Annotated in this window: 15 protein-coding genes; 7 read left to right on the top strand and 8 right to left on the bottom strand. The window is 73.7% G+C overall.

Translation table 11 applies throughout. The features are described from left to right. Nucleotides 1-16 precede the first annotated feature (16 nt). Nucleotides 17-1,006 carry a GTP 3',8-cyclase MoaA gene (gene moaA, locus ACH5AR_RS12765; RefSeq protein ID WP_396301396.1) on the top strand — a complete coding sequence of 330 codons (990 nt, stop codon included), beginning with the start codon at nucleotides 17-19 and terminating at the stop codon, nucleotides 1,004-1,006. Nucleotides 1,007-1,074: 68 nt separating this feature from the next. On the opposite strand, the gene ACH5AR_RS12760 is transcribed toward moaA, so the two are convergent. The 6 genes from ACH5AR_RS12760 to ACH5AR_RS12735 form a co-directional block, all read right to left on the bottom strand. Further along, entirely contained in the window at nucleotides 1,075-1,314 is a 240-nt protein-coding gene (locus ACH5AR_RS12760) for a hypothetical protein (RefSeq protein WP_396301395.1), read from the bottom strand. Nucleotides 1,315-1,593: 279 nt separating this feature from the next. After that, nucleotides 1,594-1,977 (bottom strand): DUF3099 domain-containing protein, encoded by a 384-nt coding sequence (locus ACH5AR_RS12755; RefSeq protein WP_396301394.1) that lies wholly within the window; start codon nucleotides 1,975-1,977, stop codon nucleotides 1,594-1,596. Nucleotides 1,978-2,137: 160 nt separating this feature from the next. After that, on the bottom strand, nucleotides 2,138-2,686 hold the full coding sequence (locus ACH5AR_RS12750; RefSeq protein ID WP_396301393.1) for an RNA 2'-phosphotransferase: 549 nt from the start codon (nucleotides 2,684-2,686) through the stop codon (nucleotides 2,138-2,140). A 32-nt stretch (nucleotides 2,687-2,718) separates the two neighbouring features. Then, entirely contained in the window at nucleotides 2,719-4,116 is a 1,398-nt protein-coding gene (locus ACH5AR_RS12745; protein ID WP_396301392.1) for a metallopeptidase TldD-related protein, read from the bottom strand. Continuing rightward, nucleotides 4,113-5,678, bottom strand: coding sequence for a TldD/PmbA family protein (locus ACH5AR_RS12740; protein ID WP_396301391.1), 1,566 nt, complete (start codon nucleotides 5,676-5,678; stop codon nucleotides 4,113-4,115). The genes ACH5AR_RS12745 and ACH5AR_RS12740 overlap by 4 nt, the downstream gene beginning before the upstream one ends. 147 nt (nucleotides 5,679-5,825) lie before the next feature. Then, complete coding sequence (locus ACH5AR_RS12735; protein ID WP_396301390.1) at nucleotides 5,826-6,971, bottom strand: MBL fold metallo-hydrolase; 1,146 nt, start codon at nucleotides 6,969-6,971, stop codon at nucleotides 5,826-5,828. Nucleotides 6,972-7,284: 313 nt separating this feature from the next. On the opposite strand from ACH5AR_RS12735, the gene fabG reads away from it, so the two are divergent. Together fabG and fabI are read left to right on the top strand one after the other, a co-directional pair. Next, nucleotides 7,285-8,004: a 3-oxoacyl-[acyl-carrier-protein] reductase gene (gene fabG, locus ACH5AR_RS12730; protein ID WP_396301389.1), complete on the top strand. Its 720-nt coding sequence runs from the start codon at nucleotides 7,285-7,287 to the stop codon at nucleotides 8,002-8,004. A gap of 2 nt (nucleotides 8,005-8,006) precedes the next feature. Beyond that, nucleotides 8,007-8,774 carry an enoyl-ACP reductase FabI gene (gene fabI, locus ACH5AR_RS12725; protein WP_396301388.1) on the top strand — a complete coding sequence of 256 codons (768 nt, stop codon included), beginning with the start codon at nucleotides 8,007-8,009 and terminating at the stop codon, nucleotides 8,772-8,774. Nucleotides 8,775-8,931: 157 nt separating this feature from the next. Here fabI and ACH5AR_RS12720 read toward each other — a convergent pair whose 3' ends face one another. Then, entirely contained in the window at nucleotides 8,932-9,606 is a 675-nt protein-coding gene (locus tag ACH5AR_RS12720; RefSeq protein ID WP_396301387.1) for a FadR/GntR family transcriptional regulator, read from the bottom strand. Between the two features lie 133 nt (nucleotides 9,607-9,739). Between ACH5AR_RS12720 and ACH5AR_RS12715 the strand changes: the two genes are divergently transcribed. The 3 genes from ACH5AR_RS12715 to ACH5AR_RS12705 all read left to right on the top strand — a co-directional run bounded on the left by ACH5AR_RS12715 (nucleotide 9,740) and on the right by ACH5AR_RS12705 (nucleotide 11,986). Next, complete coding sequence (locus ACH5AR_RS12715; protein WP_396301386.1) at nucleotides 9,740-11,023, top strand: CynX/NimT family MFS transporter; 1,284 nt, start codon at nucleotides 9,740-9,742, stop codon at nucleotides 11,021-11,023. 181 nt (nucleotides 11,024-11,204) lie between these two features. Next, nucleotides 11,205-11,327: an SGM_5486 family transporter-associated protein gene (locus tag ACH5AR_RS12710; RefSeq protein WP_396301385.1), complete on the top strand. Its 123-nt coding sequence runs from the start codon at nucleotides 11,205-11,207 to the stop codon at nucleotides 11,325-11,327. A 131-nt stretch (nucleotides 11,328-11,458) separates the two neighbouring features. Next, entirely contained in the window at nucleotides 11,459-11,986 is a 528-nt protein-coding gene (locus tag ACH5AR_RS12705; protein ID WP_396301384.1) for a SixA phosphatase family protein, read from the top strand. A 63-nt stretch (nucleotides 11,987-12,049) separates the two neighbouring features. Here ACH5AR_RS12705 and serB read toward each other — a convergent pair whose 3' ends face one another. After that, nucleotides 12,050-13,306: a phosphoserine phosphatase SerB gene (gene serB / locus ACH5AR_RS12700; protein WP_396301383.1), complete on the bottom strand. Its 1,257-nt coding sequence runs from the start codon at nucleotides 13,304-13,306 to the stop codon at nucleotides 12,050-12,052. A gap of 223 nt (nucleotides 13,307-13,529) precedes the next feature. On the opposite strand from serB, the gene ACH5AR_RS12695 reads away from it, so the two are divergent. Then, on the top strand, nucleotides 13,530-16,142 hold the full coding sequence (locus tag ACH5AR_RS12695; protein WP_396301382.1) for an FHA domain-containing protein: 2,613 nt from the start codon (nucleotides 13,530-13,532) through the stop codon (nucleotides 16,140-16,142). Nucleotides 16,143-16,291: the final 149 nt, after the last annotated feature.

Here is a 16,291-nt window from a genome sequence, read left to right as displayed (position 1 = left end):
CTCGGGAAGGACGCACGTGCTGCTCGACACCTTCGGACGCCAGGCCGTCGACCTGCGGGTCTCCCTCACGGACCGGTGCAACCTGCGCTGCACCTACTGCATGCCCGAGGAGGGCCTGCAGTGGCTGGCCAGGCCCGACCTGCTGACCGACGAGGAGATCGTCCGGCTGGTCACCGTCGCCGTCCGCGACCTGGGCGTGCGCGAGGTCCGCTTCACCGGCGGCGAGCCGCTGCTGCGCCCCGGGCTGGTCGCGGTCGTCGCCGCCTGCTCGGAGCTGGAGCCGCGCCCGGAACTCTCGCTGACCACCAACGGCATCGGCCTGGCCCGCACCGCGACGGCGCTGCGCGAGGCCGGCCTCGACCGGGTCAACGTCTCGCTGGACACCCTCGACCCCGAGGTGTTCCACACCCTCACCCGCCGCCGGCGCCACCAGGACGTGCTGGACGGGCTGGCCGCCGCCGAGGCCGCCGGGCTGGCGCCGGTGAAGCTGAACGCGGTGCTGATGCGCGGGGTCAACGACCACGAGGCGGCCGACCTGCTGGCCTGGTGCCTGGAGCGGGGCTACGAGCTGCGCTTCATCGAGCAGATGCCGCTGGACGCCCAGCACGGCTGGGACCGCTCCTCGATGGTCACCGCGACGGAGATCCTGGACCTGCTGGGCGCCCGCTTCACGCTCACCCCGGAGCCGCCCGCGCACCGGGGCGCGGCCCCCGCCGAACGCTGGGTGGTGGACGGCGGCCCGGGCCGGGTCGGTGTGATCGCCTCCGTCACCCGGCCGTTCTGCCGCGCCTGCGACCGCACCCGGCTGACCGCCGACGGGCAGGTGCGCAACTGCCTGTTCGCGACCGGCGAGACCGACCTGCGCACCGCGCTGCGCTCGGGCGCGGACGACGCCGAACTGGCCGCGCTGTGGCGGGCGGCGATGTGGGGCAAGAAGGCCGGGGCGGGGATCGACGACCCGGAGTTCCTCCAGCCCGAGCGGCCGATGTCCGCGATCGGCGGCTAGGACGCGGCCAGGGCACGGCCAAGACGCGGCCAGGACGCAGGGAGGGAACGGCCGCGAGGCGCGGCCGGCTAGGCCGGCGTTCCGGAGCCGTCGGCGCCCTCGGGGGTCCAGTCGGCGAAGGCGACGACCTCCTTGAGGAAGCCGCGCACCCCGAGGAAGCCGGACAGGTGCTCGCGGTGCCCGTCGCAGGCGAGCCAGGTCTTGCGGCGGTCCGGGGTGTGCAGCTTCGGGTTGTTCCACACCAGCACCCAGCCGGCCTGTTCCCGGCAGCCCTTGGCGGAGCAGATCGGTGCCTGCGGGGTGTCCATCGGGCCGTCCTCAACGATTGGCGGGTGGCGTCTGCACCGCCAGTCTGTCACGCGGCCCGTCGCGCCCGCGCGGGCCCGCCGCGGATCCGGGCATGGCGACGCCGGGCAGCCACGGGGGGAGCCGCCCGGCGTCGGTCCGTCGCTCCGACGGGGGATGCGGAGCGCGTACGCAGTATGTCACGCCGACCCCCTCGGATGGGGAGGTCCTGCATGATTAATCTGAGCTTCTTTTGAGCTTTCGTCGAGGCCCGAGCGGGCGAACCAGCAGGAAACGGACCGTCAGTCCACGTCCTGTGAAGGATCGGTGGGAACGGCCTTTGCCTCCCCTGTACCGGGCTTCGCACCCGCCCCACCCGTCCCACCGGGGCCGAGCATCAGCGGGGTGTCGAGCGGGATATCGAAGGTGCTCGGCAGCCCCGGGGCCCGCTCCCGGCCGGCGTTGGCGATCAGCACCGCGAAGTACGGCAGCAGGACGGCGCCCGCCAGCGCGGCGAACGCCAGCACCCGCTGGACGTCCCACAGCACCACGGCGAGCAGCACGCAGGCCGTGCGGACCAGCATCGAGATGACGTACCGGCGCTGGCGTCCCCGGACGTCCTCGGTGAGGCTGCTGCGCGCACCCGTGATCCGGAAGACCTGCCCGCCGTCGGCGCTCTTGCCCATGTGTCCTACCGCCCTCGTCGTGCACCCGCGCGCCTGGCCGCGCGGCCTCCTCACGGTACGCCCGGAGCCGCCCGGCGACGAGACCGGGTGGGCCGGACCCACCCGACCGGGTGTGCGAAGGGCCTGTCCGGCGGAGCGGACAGGCCCTTCGCACACCCGGTCACGAACGCCGGGAGAGGTACCGCGGGGGGACGGCGTCGGTGAGCCAGACGCCGTTCTCACTGATCCGGAACGTGTGGCCGGCCGCCGTCATCGCCGCCGCGTGCACGGTCAGCACCACCGGGCGGCCGTGCCGGGCGCCGACCCGGGTGGCCGTCTCGGTGTCCGCCGAGAGGTGGACGTCCCGGCGGGCCATCGGCCGCAGGCCCTCGCGGAAGATCGCGGCCAGGTGCCGGTCGGCGGTGCCGTGGTACAGCACGGGCGGCGGCACGGCGGCGGCCAGACCGAGGTCGACCGCCACCGTGTGGCCCTGGTTGGCGCGGATCGAGAGGCCGTCCGGCGAGTAGCCGAAGCGGCGCTTGTCGTTGGTCGCCACGACGTGGTCCAGCTCGGCCCGGGTGAGCGGCCTGCCCCGGGCGGCGAGCCCGGCCAGCAGCTCGTCCACCCGGACCCACCCCGCGCCGTCCGGCGTGACCCCCGCCAGCCCGGGCTCGTGCCGCAGGATGCGCGACAGCATCCGGCTCGACCTCGTCGCGCGCTTCTCGTCCATCATGTCCTTCGTATCCCCCCGTGGACCGGCGGCTAAGAGGCCTGGCTGACCGAACTCATGTTGAAGTCCGCGACACGCACGGGTGGCATCGCGGTGCGGGTGACGTCGTCGCTCCACTCGCGGGGCAGGCAGCGCTCGGTGCGGCCCACCTCGGTGATCCGGTTCAGCATGTCCACCGGGGACTCGTTGAAGCGGAAGTTGTTGACCTCGCCGACGACCTCGCCGTTCTCCACCAGGTAGACGCCGTCCCGGGTGAGCCCGGTGAGCAGCAGCGACGCCGGGTCCACCTCGCGGATGTACCAGAGGCAGGTGAGCAGCAGGCCGCGCTCGGTGCGGGCGACCATCTCGTCCAGCGTCGGCGCCGACTCCTGGTCGGCCGTCTCCAGCACGAGGTTGTCGATCGCCGGGCGCAGCGGCAGGCCGGTGAGGGCGGCCGAGTGGCGGGTGGTGACCAGGTCGTTCAGCACGCCCCCGCGGATCCACTCGGTGGCGGTGACGGGCTGGCCGTTGTCGAAGACCGAGGAGTCCCCGCCGCTGGCGTGGGCGAGCACGAACGGCGCGGCCTCCAGGCCGGGCTCGTGCGGGTCGGAGCGCAGCGTCAGCGGCAGCGGGCTGAGCTTCTCGCCGATCCGGGTGCCGCCGCCGGGCCGGGAGAACACCGTCCGGCCCTCCTGGGCGTCCCGGCCGCCGGAGGACCAGTTGAGCACGACCAGCATGTCGGCGACGGCCGAGGGCGGCAGCAGCGCCTCGTACCGGCCGGCCGGCAGCTCCACCTTGCGGGCGCCCCAGCCGAGCCGCCTGGTCAGCTCGGCGTGCAGGTCGTCGACGTCCACGTCGGCGAAGTCCCGGGTGGACGCGCCCACCCAGGCAGAACCGGAGAGGTCGGCGGTCTTGGCGTTGATCTCGACCATGCCGGTGGGCTGGTCGTGGCGCAGCCGCAGGCCGGTGGAGGTGCCCAGGTAGCTGGAGGTCAGCTCGTGCCGGGCGAAGCCGTACAGCAGCTGCCCCTGGGCGCGGGCGCGGGCGAAGGCCTCGCCGAGGGCCGGGCCGAAGGCGTCGAACACCTCGACGGAGGTCACCGCGGGCGGCTCGGTGAAGTCCGGGGACGCGGGCTGGCCGGCGATCAGCGGCCGGGCGTCCTCGGCGGGGCCGGCCGCGCGGGCGGCCTCCTCGGCGGCCCGCACCAGGCCCTCCACGTCGGCCGCCGTGACGGCCTCGCGGGAGACCACGCCGGAGGCGGTGCCCTCGGTGCCGGCCACGGTGGCGATCACGGTGAGGCGGCGGCCGCGGGTGACGCCGTTGGTGGTCAGCGCGTTGCCGGCCCAGCGCAGGTTGGCGGTGGACTCCTCGTCGGCGATCACCACGCAGCCGTCGGCGCGGGAGAGGCCGAGCGCCAGCTCGACGAGTTCGTGGGGCTGCTTCGCGGTCATCGGTGACCGGCCTCCTGCTGGGTGTTGAGCACGTTGACGTTGCGGAACAGCGCCGACGGGCAGCCGTGGCTGACCGCCGCGACCTGACCGGGCTGCGCCTTCCCGCAGTTGAAGGCGCCGCCGAGGCGGTAGGTCTGCGGGCCGCCGACCGCCGCCATCGAGCCCCAGAAGTCGGTGGTGGTGGCCTGGTAGGCGAAGTCCCTGACCTGGCCCGCGAGCTCGCCGTCCTTGATGGCGTAGGCCCGCTGCCCGGTGAACTGGAAGTTGTACCGCTGCTGGTCGATGGACCAGGAGCGGTCGCCGACGATGTAGAGGCCGTCCTCGACCTGGGAGACCAGGCCCGCGGTGTCCGGACCGTCGGCGGCCGGCCGGAGCGAGACGTTGGCCATCCGCTGCACCGGCACGTGCGCGGGGGAGTCGGCGAAGGCGCAGCCGTTGGAGCGCTCGAAGCCCTTCAGCGCGGCCATGGCGCGGTCGAGCTGGTAGCCGACCAGGACGCCGTCGCGGACCAGGTCCCAGGACTGGGTGGCCACGCCCTCGTCGTCGTAGCCGACGGTGGCCAGGCCGTGCTCGGCGGTGCGGTCGCCGGTGACGTGCATCAGCTCGGAGCCGTACCGCAGGGAGCCGAGCTGGTCGAAGGTGGCGAAGGAGGTGCCGGCGTAGGCGGCCTCGTAGCCGAGCGCGCGGTCCAGCTCGGTGGCGTGGCCGACCGACTCGTGGATGGTCAGCCAGAGGTTGGTCGGGTCGATCACCAGGTCGTAGCGGCCCGCCCGGACGCTCGGGGCCCGCATCTTCTCGGCCAGCAGGACGGGAAGCTCGGCGAGCTCGGCGTCCCAGTCCCAGCCGGTGCCGGTGACGTACTCGTAGCCGCGGCCGACCGGCGGGGCCAGCGTCGTCATCGAGTCGAAGGCGCCGGTGCGCTCGTCGACCGAGGTGGCCTCCAGGTCGGAGTGGACCCGGATCCGCTGCTGGGTGGTCACGGTGCCCGCGGTGTCCGCGTAGAACTTGTTCTCCTGGACCGTCCGCAGCGCGGCCCGCACGTGCGAGACGCCGTCGGCGGCCAGCAGCCGGGAGCTGCGCTCGGCGAGCAGGGCCGTCTTCTCGGCGTCCGGCACCTCGAAGGGGTTGACCTCGTAGGAGGAGACCCAGGTGACGTCCCGGTAGACCGGCTCGTCGGCCAGCTCGACCCGCTCGGCGGAGCCGGCCGCCCGGCTGATCCCGCCGGAGAGGCGGGCCACCGCCACGGCCTGCTCGGCGACCCGGGCCGCGGCGTCGGGGGTGAGGTCGACCCCGGCGGCGAAGCCCCAGGCGCCGTCCAGCAGCACCCGCACGGCGAAGCCGAGCCGCACGCTGTCGGAGGTGCCGGCCGGACGCGCGTCGCGCAGCCGCCAGGAGGCGCTGCGGATCCGCTCCAGGCGGAAGTCGGCGTGGCCCGCGCCCAGTTCGCGGGCCCGGACGAGGGCGGCGTCGGCGAGGGGGCGCAGCGGCAGGGCGAGGAACAGCGGGTCGACGGCGCGCCCGTGCGGCGCGCCGGGGTGATCGGCCGAAGGGGTCGGAGGCAATCGGGCTCCCAGGTCGCGGTGGGTGGCGGTGCGGCGCCACAGGGGCGCCCGCACCGCATCATGTCCCGTCCACCGGGATTCCGGCCAGCGCATTTCGGCCGGTGCGCCGCGGTTTCGGCCGGTTCCGTGCGGCCGCGGCCCGCGCCGTCAGCCGACGGCCTCCCACCAGCTGTCCAGCTCCGGCGGGTTGTCGACGTCGACCCGCTCGCCGGGGCGCGGCACGGCCAGCGGGACGGCCTGCTCCTTCGCGGCCCTCACCAGCCGCTCGACCGGCTCGGCCCACGGGTGCAGGCCCAGGTTGAAGGTGCACCAGTGGACGGGCACCAGCAGGCCGGCCGTCAGGTCCCGGTGGGCGAGGACGGCGTCCTCGGGGGTCATGTGGATATCCGCCCAGGCCTCGTCGTAGGCACCGATCTGGACCAGGGCGGCGTCGAAGGGGCCGTGCTGCGCGCCGATCCGGGCGTAGCCCTCGAAGTAGCCGGAGTCGCCGGTGTAGAAGACCCTGCGGTTCGGGCCGGCGACCACCCAGGATCCCCACAGGGTGGTGTTGCGGGTCAGCCCGCGGCCGGAGAAGTGGTGCGCCGCGGTCAGGGTGAGCACCAGGCCGCCCAGGGTGCAGGTCTCGTCCCAGTCCAGCTCGATGATCCGGTGCTCGGGGACGCCCCAGCGGCGCAGGTGGGCGCCGATGCCGAGCGGCACCGCGAAGGGCGCGGACTGGCTGCGCACCAGGCGCTTGACCGTCGCCATGTCCAGGTGGTCGTAGTGGTCGTGCGAGATCAGCACCGCGTCGACCTGCGGGAGCTCCTCCAGCCCGACCGGTACCGGGTGCAGCCGCTTGGGGCCGACGTGCGCGGCGGGGGAGCAGCGGTCGCTCCAGACCGGGTCGAGCAGCACCCGGAAGCCCTCGATCTCCACCAGCGCGGAGGCGTGCCCGTACCAGGTGATCTCCACGCCCTCGGCGGCCGGCCCGGGCGGGCCCGCGGGGCGGACGGTCGGCACCGGGCGGGTGGGCACCCGGCCGGCCCGCTCGAACAGCATCCGGCGGGCGGTGGCGCCGTCGAAGCCGGGGGCACCGAGGGTGCGGGCGAGCGTGGAGGGCGCGTTGTGGAAGACGCCGTCGCGGTACTGGGGGGAGTTGCGCACCCGCTCCTCGCGCTCGCCGTCCGGCCGCCGCCCGAACGCCGCCGGCAGGTCGCGCAGCGACCAGGCGGCCGCGCCCAGGCCGGCCGCCAGGGCGGTGAGGGCCAGCAGTCGTCCGCGTCGGTGGGTGCTCCCGGGCCGTGCCTTGGTCATCCGCTCTGCCTTCGTCGTTCGCCGGGACGGTCGGGAATCGGTACGGCCGCTCCCGGGGCCGGCCCCGCACCACGGGGGCAACGGGCGCGCCCGCCCGTGTTGTTCCCGGACAGTGGGCCCGATCCGGGCGGCGCCCGGGCCAGGGGCGGTGTCCGCCGCCGGGCCGGCGAGGAGGGGCGCGGATTGTCGGATTGCCACAGATCAGCCCGTGAGGCGCTGTGGGAGCCCGATGCGCCGCCGTCGGCGGCCGCCCGATAGCGTCACAGTGCGTACGCATTCCGACGGACGCGCACACACGGAGAGAGGTGGATCGTTGAGCCGCTCGGTTCTCGTCACCGGAGGAAACCGGGGCATCGGCCTCGCGATCGCCCAGGCCTTCGCCGAGGCGGGCGACAAGGTCGCCATCACCAGCCGCTCGGGCGAGGTGCCCGAGGCGCTGGCCAAGTACGACGTCCTGGCCGTCCGCTGCGACATCACGGACGCCGCGCAGGTCGACGCCGCCTTCACCGAGATCGAGCAGGCGCACGGCGCGGTGGAGGTGCTGGTCGCCAACGCCGGCATCACCAACGACACGCTGCTGCTGCGGATGTCCGAGGAGGACTTCACCTCCGTCGTGGACACCAACCTGACCGGCACCTTCCGGGTGGTCAAGCGCGCCTCCAAGCTGATGATGCGCGCCCGCAAGGGCCGCGTCGTGCTGATCTCCTCCGTGGTGGGCCTGTCCGGCTCCCCGGGCCAGGCCAACTACGCCGCCTCCAAGGCCGGCCTGGTCGGCTTCGCCCGGTCGCTGGCGCGCGAGCTCGGCCCGCGCAACATCACCGTCAACGTGGTCGCCCCCGGCTTCGTGGACACCGACATGACCGCCGTGCTCAGTGACGAGCGCCGCGCGGAGATCGTCTCGGGCGTGCCGCTGGGCCGCTACGCGGCGCCCGCCGAGGTCGCCTCCACCGTGCGGTTCCTCGGTTCGGACGAGGCCGCGTACATCACTGGAGCCGTCATTCCCGTCGACGGCGGATTGGGCATGGGTCACTGATCATGAGCGGAATCCTCGAGGGCAAGCGGATCCTGATCACCGGTGTGCTGATGGAGTCCTCCATCGCCTTCCACACCGCCAGGCTGGCGCAGGAGCAGGGCGCGGAGATCATCCTCACCGCCTTCCCGCGCCCGAGCCTGACCGAGCGGATCGCCAGGAAGCTGCCGCACCCGGTCAAGGTGCTGGAGCTGGACGTCTCCGACCCGCAGCAGCTGGCCGGCATCGCCGACCAGGTCCGCGAGCACCTGCCGACCCTGGACGGCATCGTCCACTCGATCGGTTTCGCCCCGCAGGACGCGCTGGGCGGCAGCTTCCTGGACACCCCGTGGGAGTCCGTGGCCACCGCGATGCACGTCTCGGCGTACTCGCTGAAGTCGCTGACGACGGCGCTGCTGCCGCTGATGCAGGACGGCGGTTCGGTGGTCGGCCTGACCTTCGACGCGCAGTTCGCCTGGCCGCAGTACGACTGGATGGGCCCGGCCAAGGCCGCCCTGGAGGCGACCAACCGCTACCTGGCGCGCTACCTGGGCGAGCGGGACATCCGCTGCAACTTGATCTCGGCCGGCCCGATCGGCTCGATGGCCGCCAAGTCCATCCCGGGCTTCGGCGACCTGGCGGACACCTGGAACCACCGCTCCCCGCTGAAGTGGGACCTGAGCGACCCGGAGCCGGCCGGCCGCGGCATCGTCGCGCTGCTCTCGGACTGGTTCCCGAAGACCACCGGCGAGATCATCCACGTGGACGGCGGTCTGCACGCCATCGGCGCCTGACGCCCGCCCGTACGCCGCTGCCCGGCGCCTCCCTCGTGGGGGTGCCGGGCAGCGGTGTTGCGGCTGCGGCGTTGTTCCGGTTGGGCGGCGGTGCTCAGGCTGCGTGGCGGGTTCCGGCCGGGCGACGGCGTTCGGCCCGGCCCCGGCGGTGGGGCCGTCAGGCCTCGACGGTGGCGCAGGAGACGGTGACCCGGCCGGCCTCCAGGGCGGCGAGCTCGGGGTCACCGGCCCGGATCGCGTCCAGGATGGCGTGGTGGCCGATGTAGCGCTCGGCGACCAGCTCGGGGCCGACGTCGTGCCGCAGGAGCTCGCGGGTGGCCTCGCCGAGGTCGGCGTAGACGGCGAGCAGGACGTCGTTGTGGGCGGCGGCGACCACGGCCTGGTGGAAGGCGGCGTCGGCCTGGACGAAGTCCTCGGCGCCGCCGGAGTGCCAGGCGGCCTCCCGGCGGGCCAGCGCGCCGTCCAGCAGCTCCAGGTCGCGGGCGGTGCGGCGGCGGGCGGCGAGGGCCGCGGCCGAGGTCTCCAGGGCGGCCCGCAACTCGGCGACCTGCCCCTGGTCGGCGTCGGCGAAGCGGCGGTGCATCACCCCGGCCAGCTCGCTGGTGGCCAGCACGTACGTGCCGGAGCCCTGTCTGATGTCGAGCAGCCCGTTGTGGGCGAGGGCGCGGACGGCCTCGCGGACGGTGTTGCGGGCGACGCCGAGCTGCTCGACCAGGGCGGCCTCGGTGGGGATGCGCGAGCCGACCGGCCACTGACCGGACGTGATCTGGGAGCGCAGCTGTGCGATCACCTGGTCGGACAGCGGGGTGCGCCTCGGGGAGGTCAGCGCCACGGGGACTCCTTGCGGCTGCGGCTGGGTGGGGCCTGGGTGGGAGGTGGCCGGTGGATGAACGCTCGGCACAGGTCGGCACATCATGCCAACTCCGGGGTGCATCAATTCATCCCATCATTCTATGATGCTGCACATGCCCGCACCAGAGACCGCCGCTTCCCCCCGGACGGAGGGCCGGTCGCCGGCCGCCGACCGGCCCTCCGGCTCCGCCACCTACCTGGGGTGGCTGTTCGCCGTCGCGATCGCCGCCGCCGCCCTCAACCTGCGCCCCGTGGTCACCAGCCTCGGACCGCTGCTCGACCAGGTCCGCGACGGCCTCGGGATGAACCCGACGCTCGCCGGGCTGCTCACCGCCGTCCCGTCGCTGTGCTTCGCGCTGTTCGGCTTCGCCGCCCCCGCCGCGGCCCGCCGGATCGGCCCGATCGCGGTGATCACGGCCGGGATGGGCGCGATCACCGCCGGCGTGCTGGCCCGCTCCTTCGCTGGCGGCACGGCGGTGTTCCTGCTGTTCACCGCGCTCGCCCTGGCCGGTGTGGCGGTCTCCAACGTGCTGCTGCCGGTGGTGATCAAGCGCTACTTCCCGGAGAAGGTCGGCCCGATGATCGGCCTGTACTCCATGGCACTGTCGGCCGGCACCGCGCTGGCCGCCCTGGTCAGCGTGCCGCTGACCAGCTCGCTCGGCGGCGACTGGCGCTACGGCCTGGGCAGCTGGGCCGCCCTGGGGGCGCTCGCCCTGGTGCTCTGGCTGCCGCTGCTGATCGCCAAGCGCGAGCGCGGCGAGCGGTCCGGCGGCGCCGCCGCCCCGGCCAAGCTGCCGATCACCCGCAGCCGTACGGCGTGGGCGATGGCCTGCTTCTTCGGCCTCCAGGCCACCGGCGCGTACGTGGTGATGGGCTGGCTGCCGAAGATCTTCCAGGACTCGGGCATCGACAAGGGCACCTCCGGGGTGCTGCTCGCGGTCACCATGGTGATCGGCGTGCCGGTCTCCTTCGTGCTGCCCAACCTGGCCGCCCGCCGTGGCGACCAGCGGCTGTTCGTGGTGCTGCTGGCCTGCTGCGGCATCGCCGGGTACGCCGGCCTGGCGCTCGCCCCGGCCGGGGCGCCGTGGGTCTGGTCGCTGCTGGTGGGCCTGTCCAACTGCGCCTTCCCGCTGGTACTGACGATGATCGGACTGCGTGCCCGGACGGCCGGCGGCGTCGCCCAGCTGTCGGTCTTCGCCCAGGGTGTCGGCTACCTGATCGCCGTGCCGGGCCCGATCCTGATCGGCCGGATCTACGACGTCACCGGTGAGTGGTACTGGCCGCTCGGCTTCCTGGCGCTGCTGCTGGTGCCGCAGATGCTGTTCGGCCTGCGCGCGGCACGGGCCCGGCACATCGAGGACGAGGCGGTGCACCCGGCGGAGCCGGCCGGGGCGTGACGCCCGCGGCTGCTCGTGCGGCCGGGGTCGGTGCCCGAGGTCCTGGCCGGGACCGGGCCCGGGACCGGTCCCGGCCGTTGAGGTCACGGCCGGGGGCGGGGCCCGGGCGGAAGGTCAAGGCCGGGCCAAGGGAGCGGGGCCGGGCGGCCGCGGGCGTGTTCGGGGTGGGAGAATCCCGGACATGCCCGTTCTCGATCCCAACCCCACCGACGGCCGCAAGCAGCTCGGCCGCATCGCCCTCGCCTTCGTGGCCATCGCAGTGCTGGTGTCCGTCATCGCCACCGTCGCCGCCTCGATCGGCTGACGGGCGGCGCCGCGCCACCCGGGCCACCTGGGCCCCGGTGAACGGGGCGCGGTGGCACCCCTCGTCCCTCGGAGTGGCGGCAACCCGGAGCATCGCGCCGCCGGGCCGCTTTTCTGCCAAGCTTGCTGGGTATGAGCGCCGACACGCCCCGCAGGATCATCGTTCTCCGCCATGCCAAGGCCGACTGGCCGAACGGCGTGGACGACCACGACCGGCCGCTGGCCGACCGGGGCCGTCACCAGGCCCCGGACGCCGGCCGCTGGCTGGTCGACTCCGGCATCAACCCCGACTACGTGGTCTGCTCCACCGCGCTGCGCACCCGGGAGACCTGGAAGCTGGCGGTGCACGAGCTGCCGCAGCGGCCCCGCAAGACCGTCTACGAGGAGCGGGTCTACGAGGCGAGCCCCGGCGAGATCATCGCCGTGCTCCAGGAGACCCCGGAGGAGTACGCGGACGTGGTGCTGGTCGGCCACAACCCTGGTGTGCTGGGGCTGACCCAGGTACTGGCCGGGGACGCGGGCGACCGCGACGCGCTGGAGCGGCTGCGGCTCGGGGGCTTCCCGACGGCCGCGATCGCGGTGCTGAGCTTCAACGGCTCCTGGAAGGGCGTCGAGCCGGGCGTGGCCGAGCTGGTCTCGTACTACACGCCGCAGGACTGACCGCGGAACGCACCGAGGGGCGCGCGGATCCCATCCGCGCGCCCCTCGGCTGTCGTCGGGCCCTCACTCGGTCGGCGTGCCGTGCAGCGCGTCGGCGGCCTCGACCTCCTCACGGGTGATGCCCAGCAGGTAGAGCACGGTGTCCAGGAACGGCACGTTCACCGCGGTGTCGGCGGCCTCGCGCACCACCGGCTTGGCGTTGAACGCCACCCCGAGGCCGGCCGCGTTCAGCATGTCCAGGTCGTTGGCGCCGTCCCCGATCGCCACCGTCTGCTCCAGCGGCACCTTCGCCTGCTCGGCGAAGCGGGCCAGCCAGCGGGCCTTGCCCGCGCGGTCCACGATCTCGCCGACCACCCGGCCGGTGAACCTGCCGTCCACCACCTCCAGGGTGTTCGCCGCCGCGAAGTCCAACCCCAGCTCCGCCACCAGGTGGTCGGTGACCTGGGTGAAGCCGCCGGACACCACGGCGACCTGGTAGCCGAGACGCTGGAGCGTACGGATCAGGGTGCGCGCGCCCGGCGTGAAGCGGACCTCGGCGCGGACCTTCTCCGTCACCGAGGCGTCCAGCCCGGCCAGCAGCGCCACCCGGGCCCGCAGCGACTCGGCGAAGTCCAGCTCGCCGCGCATCGCCGCCGCCGTCACCTCGGCGACCTCCTGCTCGCAGCCCGCGTGGGCGGCGAACAGCTCGATCACCTCGTCCTGGATGAGAGTGGAGTCGACGTCCATGACCACCAGGCGCTTGGCCCGGCGCTCCAGCCCGGCGGCGACGACCGCGACGTCCACCCGCTGGGTGGCCGCCTCCTGGGCCAGCGCGGCCCGCAGCTCGTCGGTGGCCACACCGGACACGGCCAGCTCGACCGCCGTCACCGGGTACTTGGCGAGCCGGAAGACGCGGTCGATGTTGCCGCCCGAGGCGGTGATCCGCGAGGTCAGCGCGGAGACGGCGGCGGAGGTCAGCGGGTTGCCGAGCACCGTGACGTGCGAACGGCCCTCACGGCGCGGCCGGTTGTCACCGATGCCGGAGAGGATCTCGGCCTGGAGCTTCTGCTCGTCGGCCCAGCGGTGCACGGTGGCCCGCAGTCCGCCCTCGTCGCCGGGCGCGGGCGGCGGGGTGACCAGGGCGCACAGCGTGATGCGGCCACGGGTGACGACCTGCTCGATGTCGATGACGTCGACGCCGAAGCCGGCCAGCGTCGCGAAGAGGCCGGCGGTGATGCCGGGGCGGTCCTTGCCGAACACCTTGACGAGCAGGGTGCGCTCGTCCGCGGTCCGGTGCTGGGCGGCGGGGAGGGGCTCAGCGGCCAGGGGCGATGCGTTCATGGTGGCTCCCACGCTACCGGGCTCCGCAGGGGCCGGGACCACCCGTCCCACCTCGCGGGACGCCGCAGGTCCGGGCTCCGGTAGCAGCCTGGTCACAGTCGCCCGGGCCGACTTTCACCGACGGACGGAGGGCTGGAATGATTCCCCCGTCAGTCAGAGGTACATCGCGGCCCCGGCCGGGGGCCACAATTCGGGGGAACCGAGAGAGCGGGGCAGGCGAGCAGTGCCGCAACTCGTCATCGAGATCAACGGACAGCAGCGGACTCTGGAGCCCGGGCGGTCCTACACCATCGGGCGCAACCCGCAGTCGGACTTCACGTTCGACGACGCCAGGGTCTCCTGGCAGCACGGGACCATCAGCTTCAACGGCAACGGTTGGCAGCTGGACGACCACGGCAGCACCAACGGAACGTACGTGGCCGGCGCCCGCACCCTGCAGGCCCAGCTGTTCCCCGGTGCCGTGGTGAACCTGGGCAACCCGGAGAACGGCCCCCGGCTCGGCTTCTCCGCCCCGGCGCACGCCGCCGCCCCGCAGGCCGCCCCGGTGCACGAGGCCGCCACCAGCCGCGGCCCGGTGCCGGCGTCCCAGCAGCCCGCCCCGCAGCAGGGCTGGCCGCAGCACGACCCGTACCAGCAGCCGCAGCAGCCCTGGGCCGGCCAGCCGCAGGCCCAGCAGCCCTACCCGCCGCAGCAGTACGCGCCGCCGCAGGCCCCGCACGCCCCGCAACAGCCGGCGCAGCCGCAGCCGCAGCACGGCGGCTTCCCGCAGCAGCAGGGCTTCCCGGCGCCGCCGGTGCAGGACGGCGGCGGGCCGCAGCCGACCATCATCCGCAACCTGACCGCGGCGATGCGCACCGTCCGGATCGGCCGTGCGCTCGACAACGACGTCGTGGTCTCCGACCTCCAGGTCTCGCGCCACCACGCCGAGCTGCGCCAGCTCCCGGACGGCCGCTACGAGATCGTCGACCTCGGCAGCCACAACGGCATCTTCCTCAACGGCCAGCGGGTGCAGCGTCAGCTGATGGGCCCGCAGGACCGGCTGACCGTCGGCCACTCCAGCTTCGTGCTGGTCGGCGACCAGCTGCAGGAGTTCGTCGACACCGGCGCCGTCTCCTTCTCGGCGCGCCACCTGACCGTCGAGGTCGAGCACAAGGGCGCCAAGAAGATCCTGCTCAACGACGTCAGCTTCGGCGTCCCGGAGAAGTCCCTGGTCGCCGTCATCGGCCCGTCCGGCTCCGGCAAGTCCACCCTGCTGCGCGCCCTCACCGGCTACCGCCCGGCGGACCGCGGCGAGGTCCTGTACGACGGCCGCAACCTCTACAAGCAGTTCGCCGAGCTCCGCTCGCGCATCGGCCTGGTGCCGCAGTCCGAGATCCTGCACCGCGAGCTCACCGTCCGCAAGGGCCTCAAGTACGCGGCCCGGCTGCGCTTCCCCGGCGACACCGAGGCCAGCGAGCGCGAGGCCCGGATCGACGAGGTGCTGTACGAGCTGCGCCTGGACAAGCGGGCCGACAACAAGATCACCGCGCTCTCCGGCGGCCAGCAGAAGCGCGTCTCGGTCGCCCTGGAGCTGCTCACCAAGCCCTCGCTGATCTTCCTGGACGAGCCCACCTCCGGCCTCGACCCGGGCATGGACCGCGAGGTCATGCAGATGCTGCGCGGCCTGGCCGACGACGGCCGCACGATCCTGGTCGTCACCCACTCGGTGGCGGAACTCGCCCTCTGCGACCGGCTGCTGGTCATGGCGCCGGGCGGCTCGGTGGCTTACTTCGGCCCGCCGGACGAGGCGCTGCACTTCTTCGGGTACGAGACCTGGGCCGACGTCTTCCAGGCCTTCGAGAACTACCCGGACCACGACTGGGCCGGCCGCTACCGCGGATCGGTGCACTACCAGCAGTACTCCGCCCCGACCGTCGAGGCGGGCGAGGTGCAGCACGCCCAGGTCGCCCAGGAGGCCGTCAAGCCGCCGAAGCCGCAGAGCTGGGGCTCCCAGCTGTGGACGCTGATGCGCCGCTACATGTCGGTGCTCGCCTCGGACCGCGGCTTCCTGGCGCTGTCGGTGCTGCTGCCCGCGGTCATCGGCGCGGTCAGCGTGCTGATCCCCAACGCGCCGGGGCTCGCGCCCAACCCCAACACCCAGCTCCACCTCAACAACGGGGCCGCCACGATCCTGCTGATCCTGGCGATCGGCGCCTGCTTCTCCGGCGCGGCCAACTCGGTCCGCGAGCTGATCAAGGAACGGGCGATCTACGAACGGGAACGGGCCACCGGCCTGTCCCGCTCGGCGTACATGATGTCCAAGATCATCGTGCTGGGCTTCTTCAGCGTGATCCAGGGCGCGATCATCTCCGCCGTCGGCTTCCTGCCGCGCAAGCTGCCCGAGCACGGCCTGATCGTGAAGAACCTGCCGATCGTCGAGATGACCGTCGGCATGATCCTGCTGAGCTTCGCCGCGATGATGTTCGGTCTGATGATCTCCGCCCTGGTGAAGACCGCCGAGAAGACCATGCCGCTGCTGGTCATGTTCGCCATCGTCCAGGTCGTGTTCACCGGGTGCCTGTTCCAGATCTTCAGCAAGCCCGGCCTGGAGCAGGTCGCCTGGCTGATGCCCGCCCGCTGGGGCACCGGCATCGTCTCCACCACGCTCGACCTGTCCACCCTCATGGGCCCCTGGAACAAGGACTTCCAGAACCCCAACTACGACCCGCTCTGGAAGCACAGCGTCGCCCAGTGGGCGATCGACGCCGGCGTGCTGGTCGCCATCTCGGTCGTCATCGGCATCGTCGTCACCCGGCTCCAGCGCCGGCACGAGCCCGAGGTCATGCAGAAGGGCTGAGCCTTCGCCGACGGCCCGCCGCGGGGGGGCCCCCCCCCCGGGGGGGCCCCCCCCCGCCCCGCCCCCCGCCCCCCCCCCGGCCGGGGCCCCGGGGTGGCGGGCCCGGGCCCGGGCCGCCCCCCGCGGGCCCCGGGCCATCCGCGGGGGCG

The organism is Kitasatospora sp. NPDC018619, from assembly GCF_044391605.1.
Classification (GTDB): Bacteria; Actinomycetota; Actinomycetes; order Streptomycetales; family Streptomycetaceae; genus Kitasatospora.
This window is presented reverse-complemented; position numbering and strand designations above follow the sequence as displayed.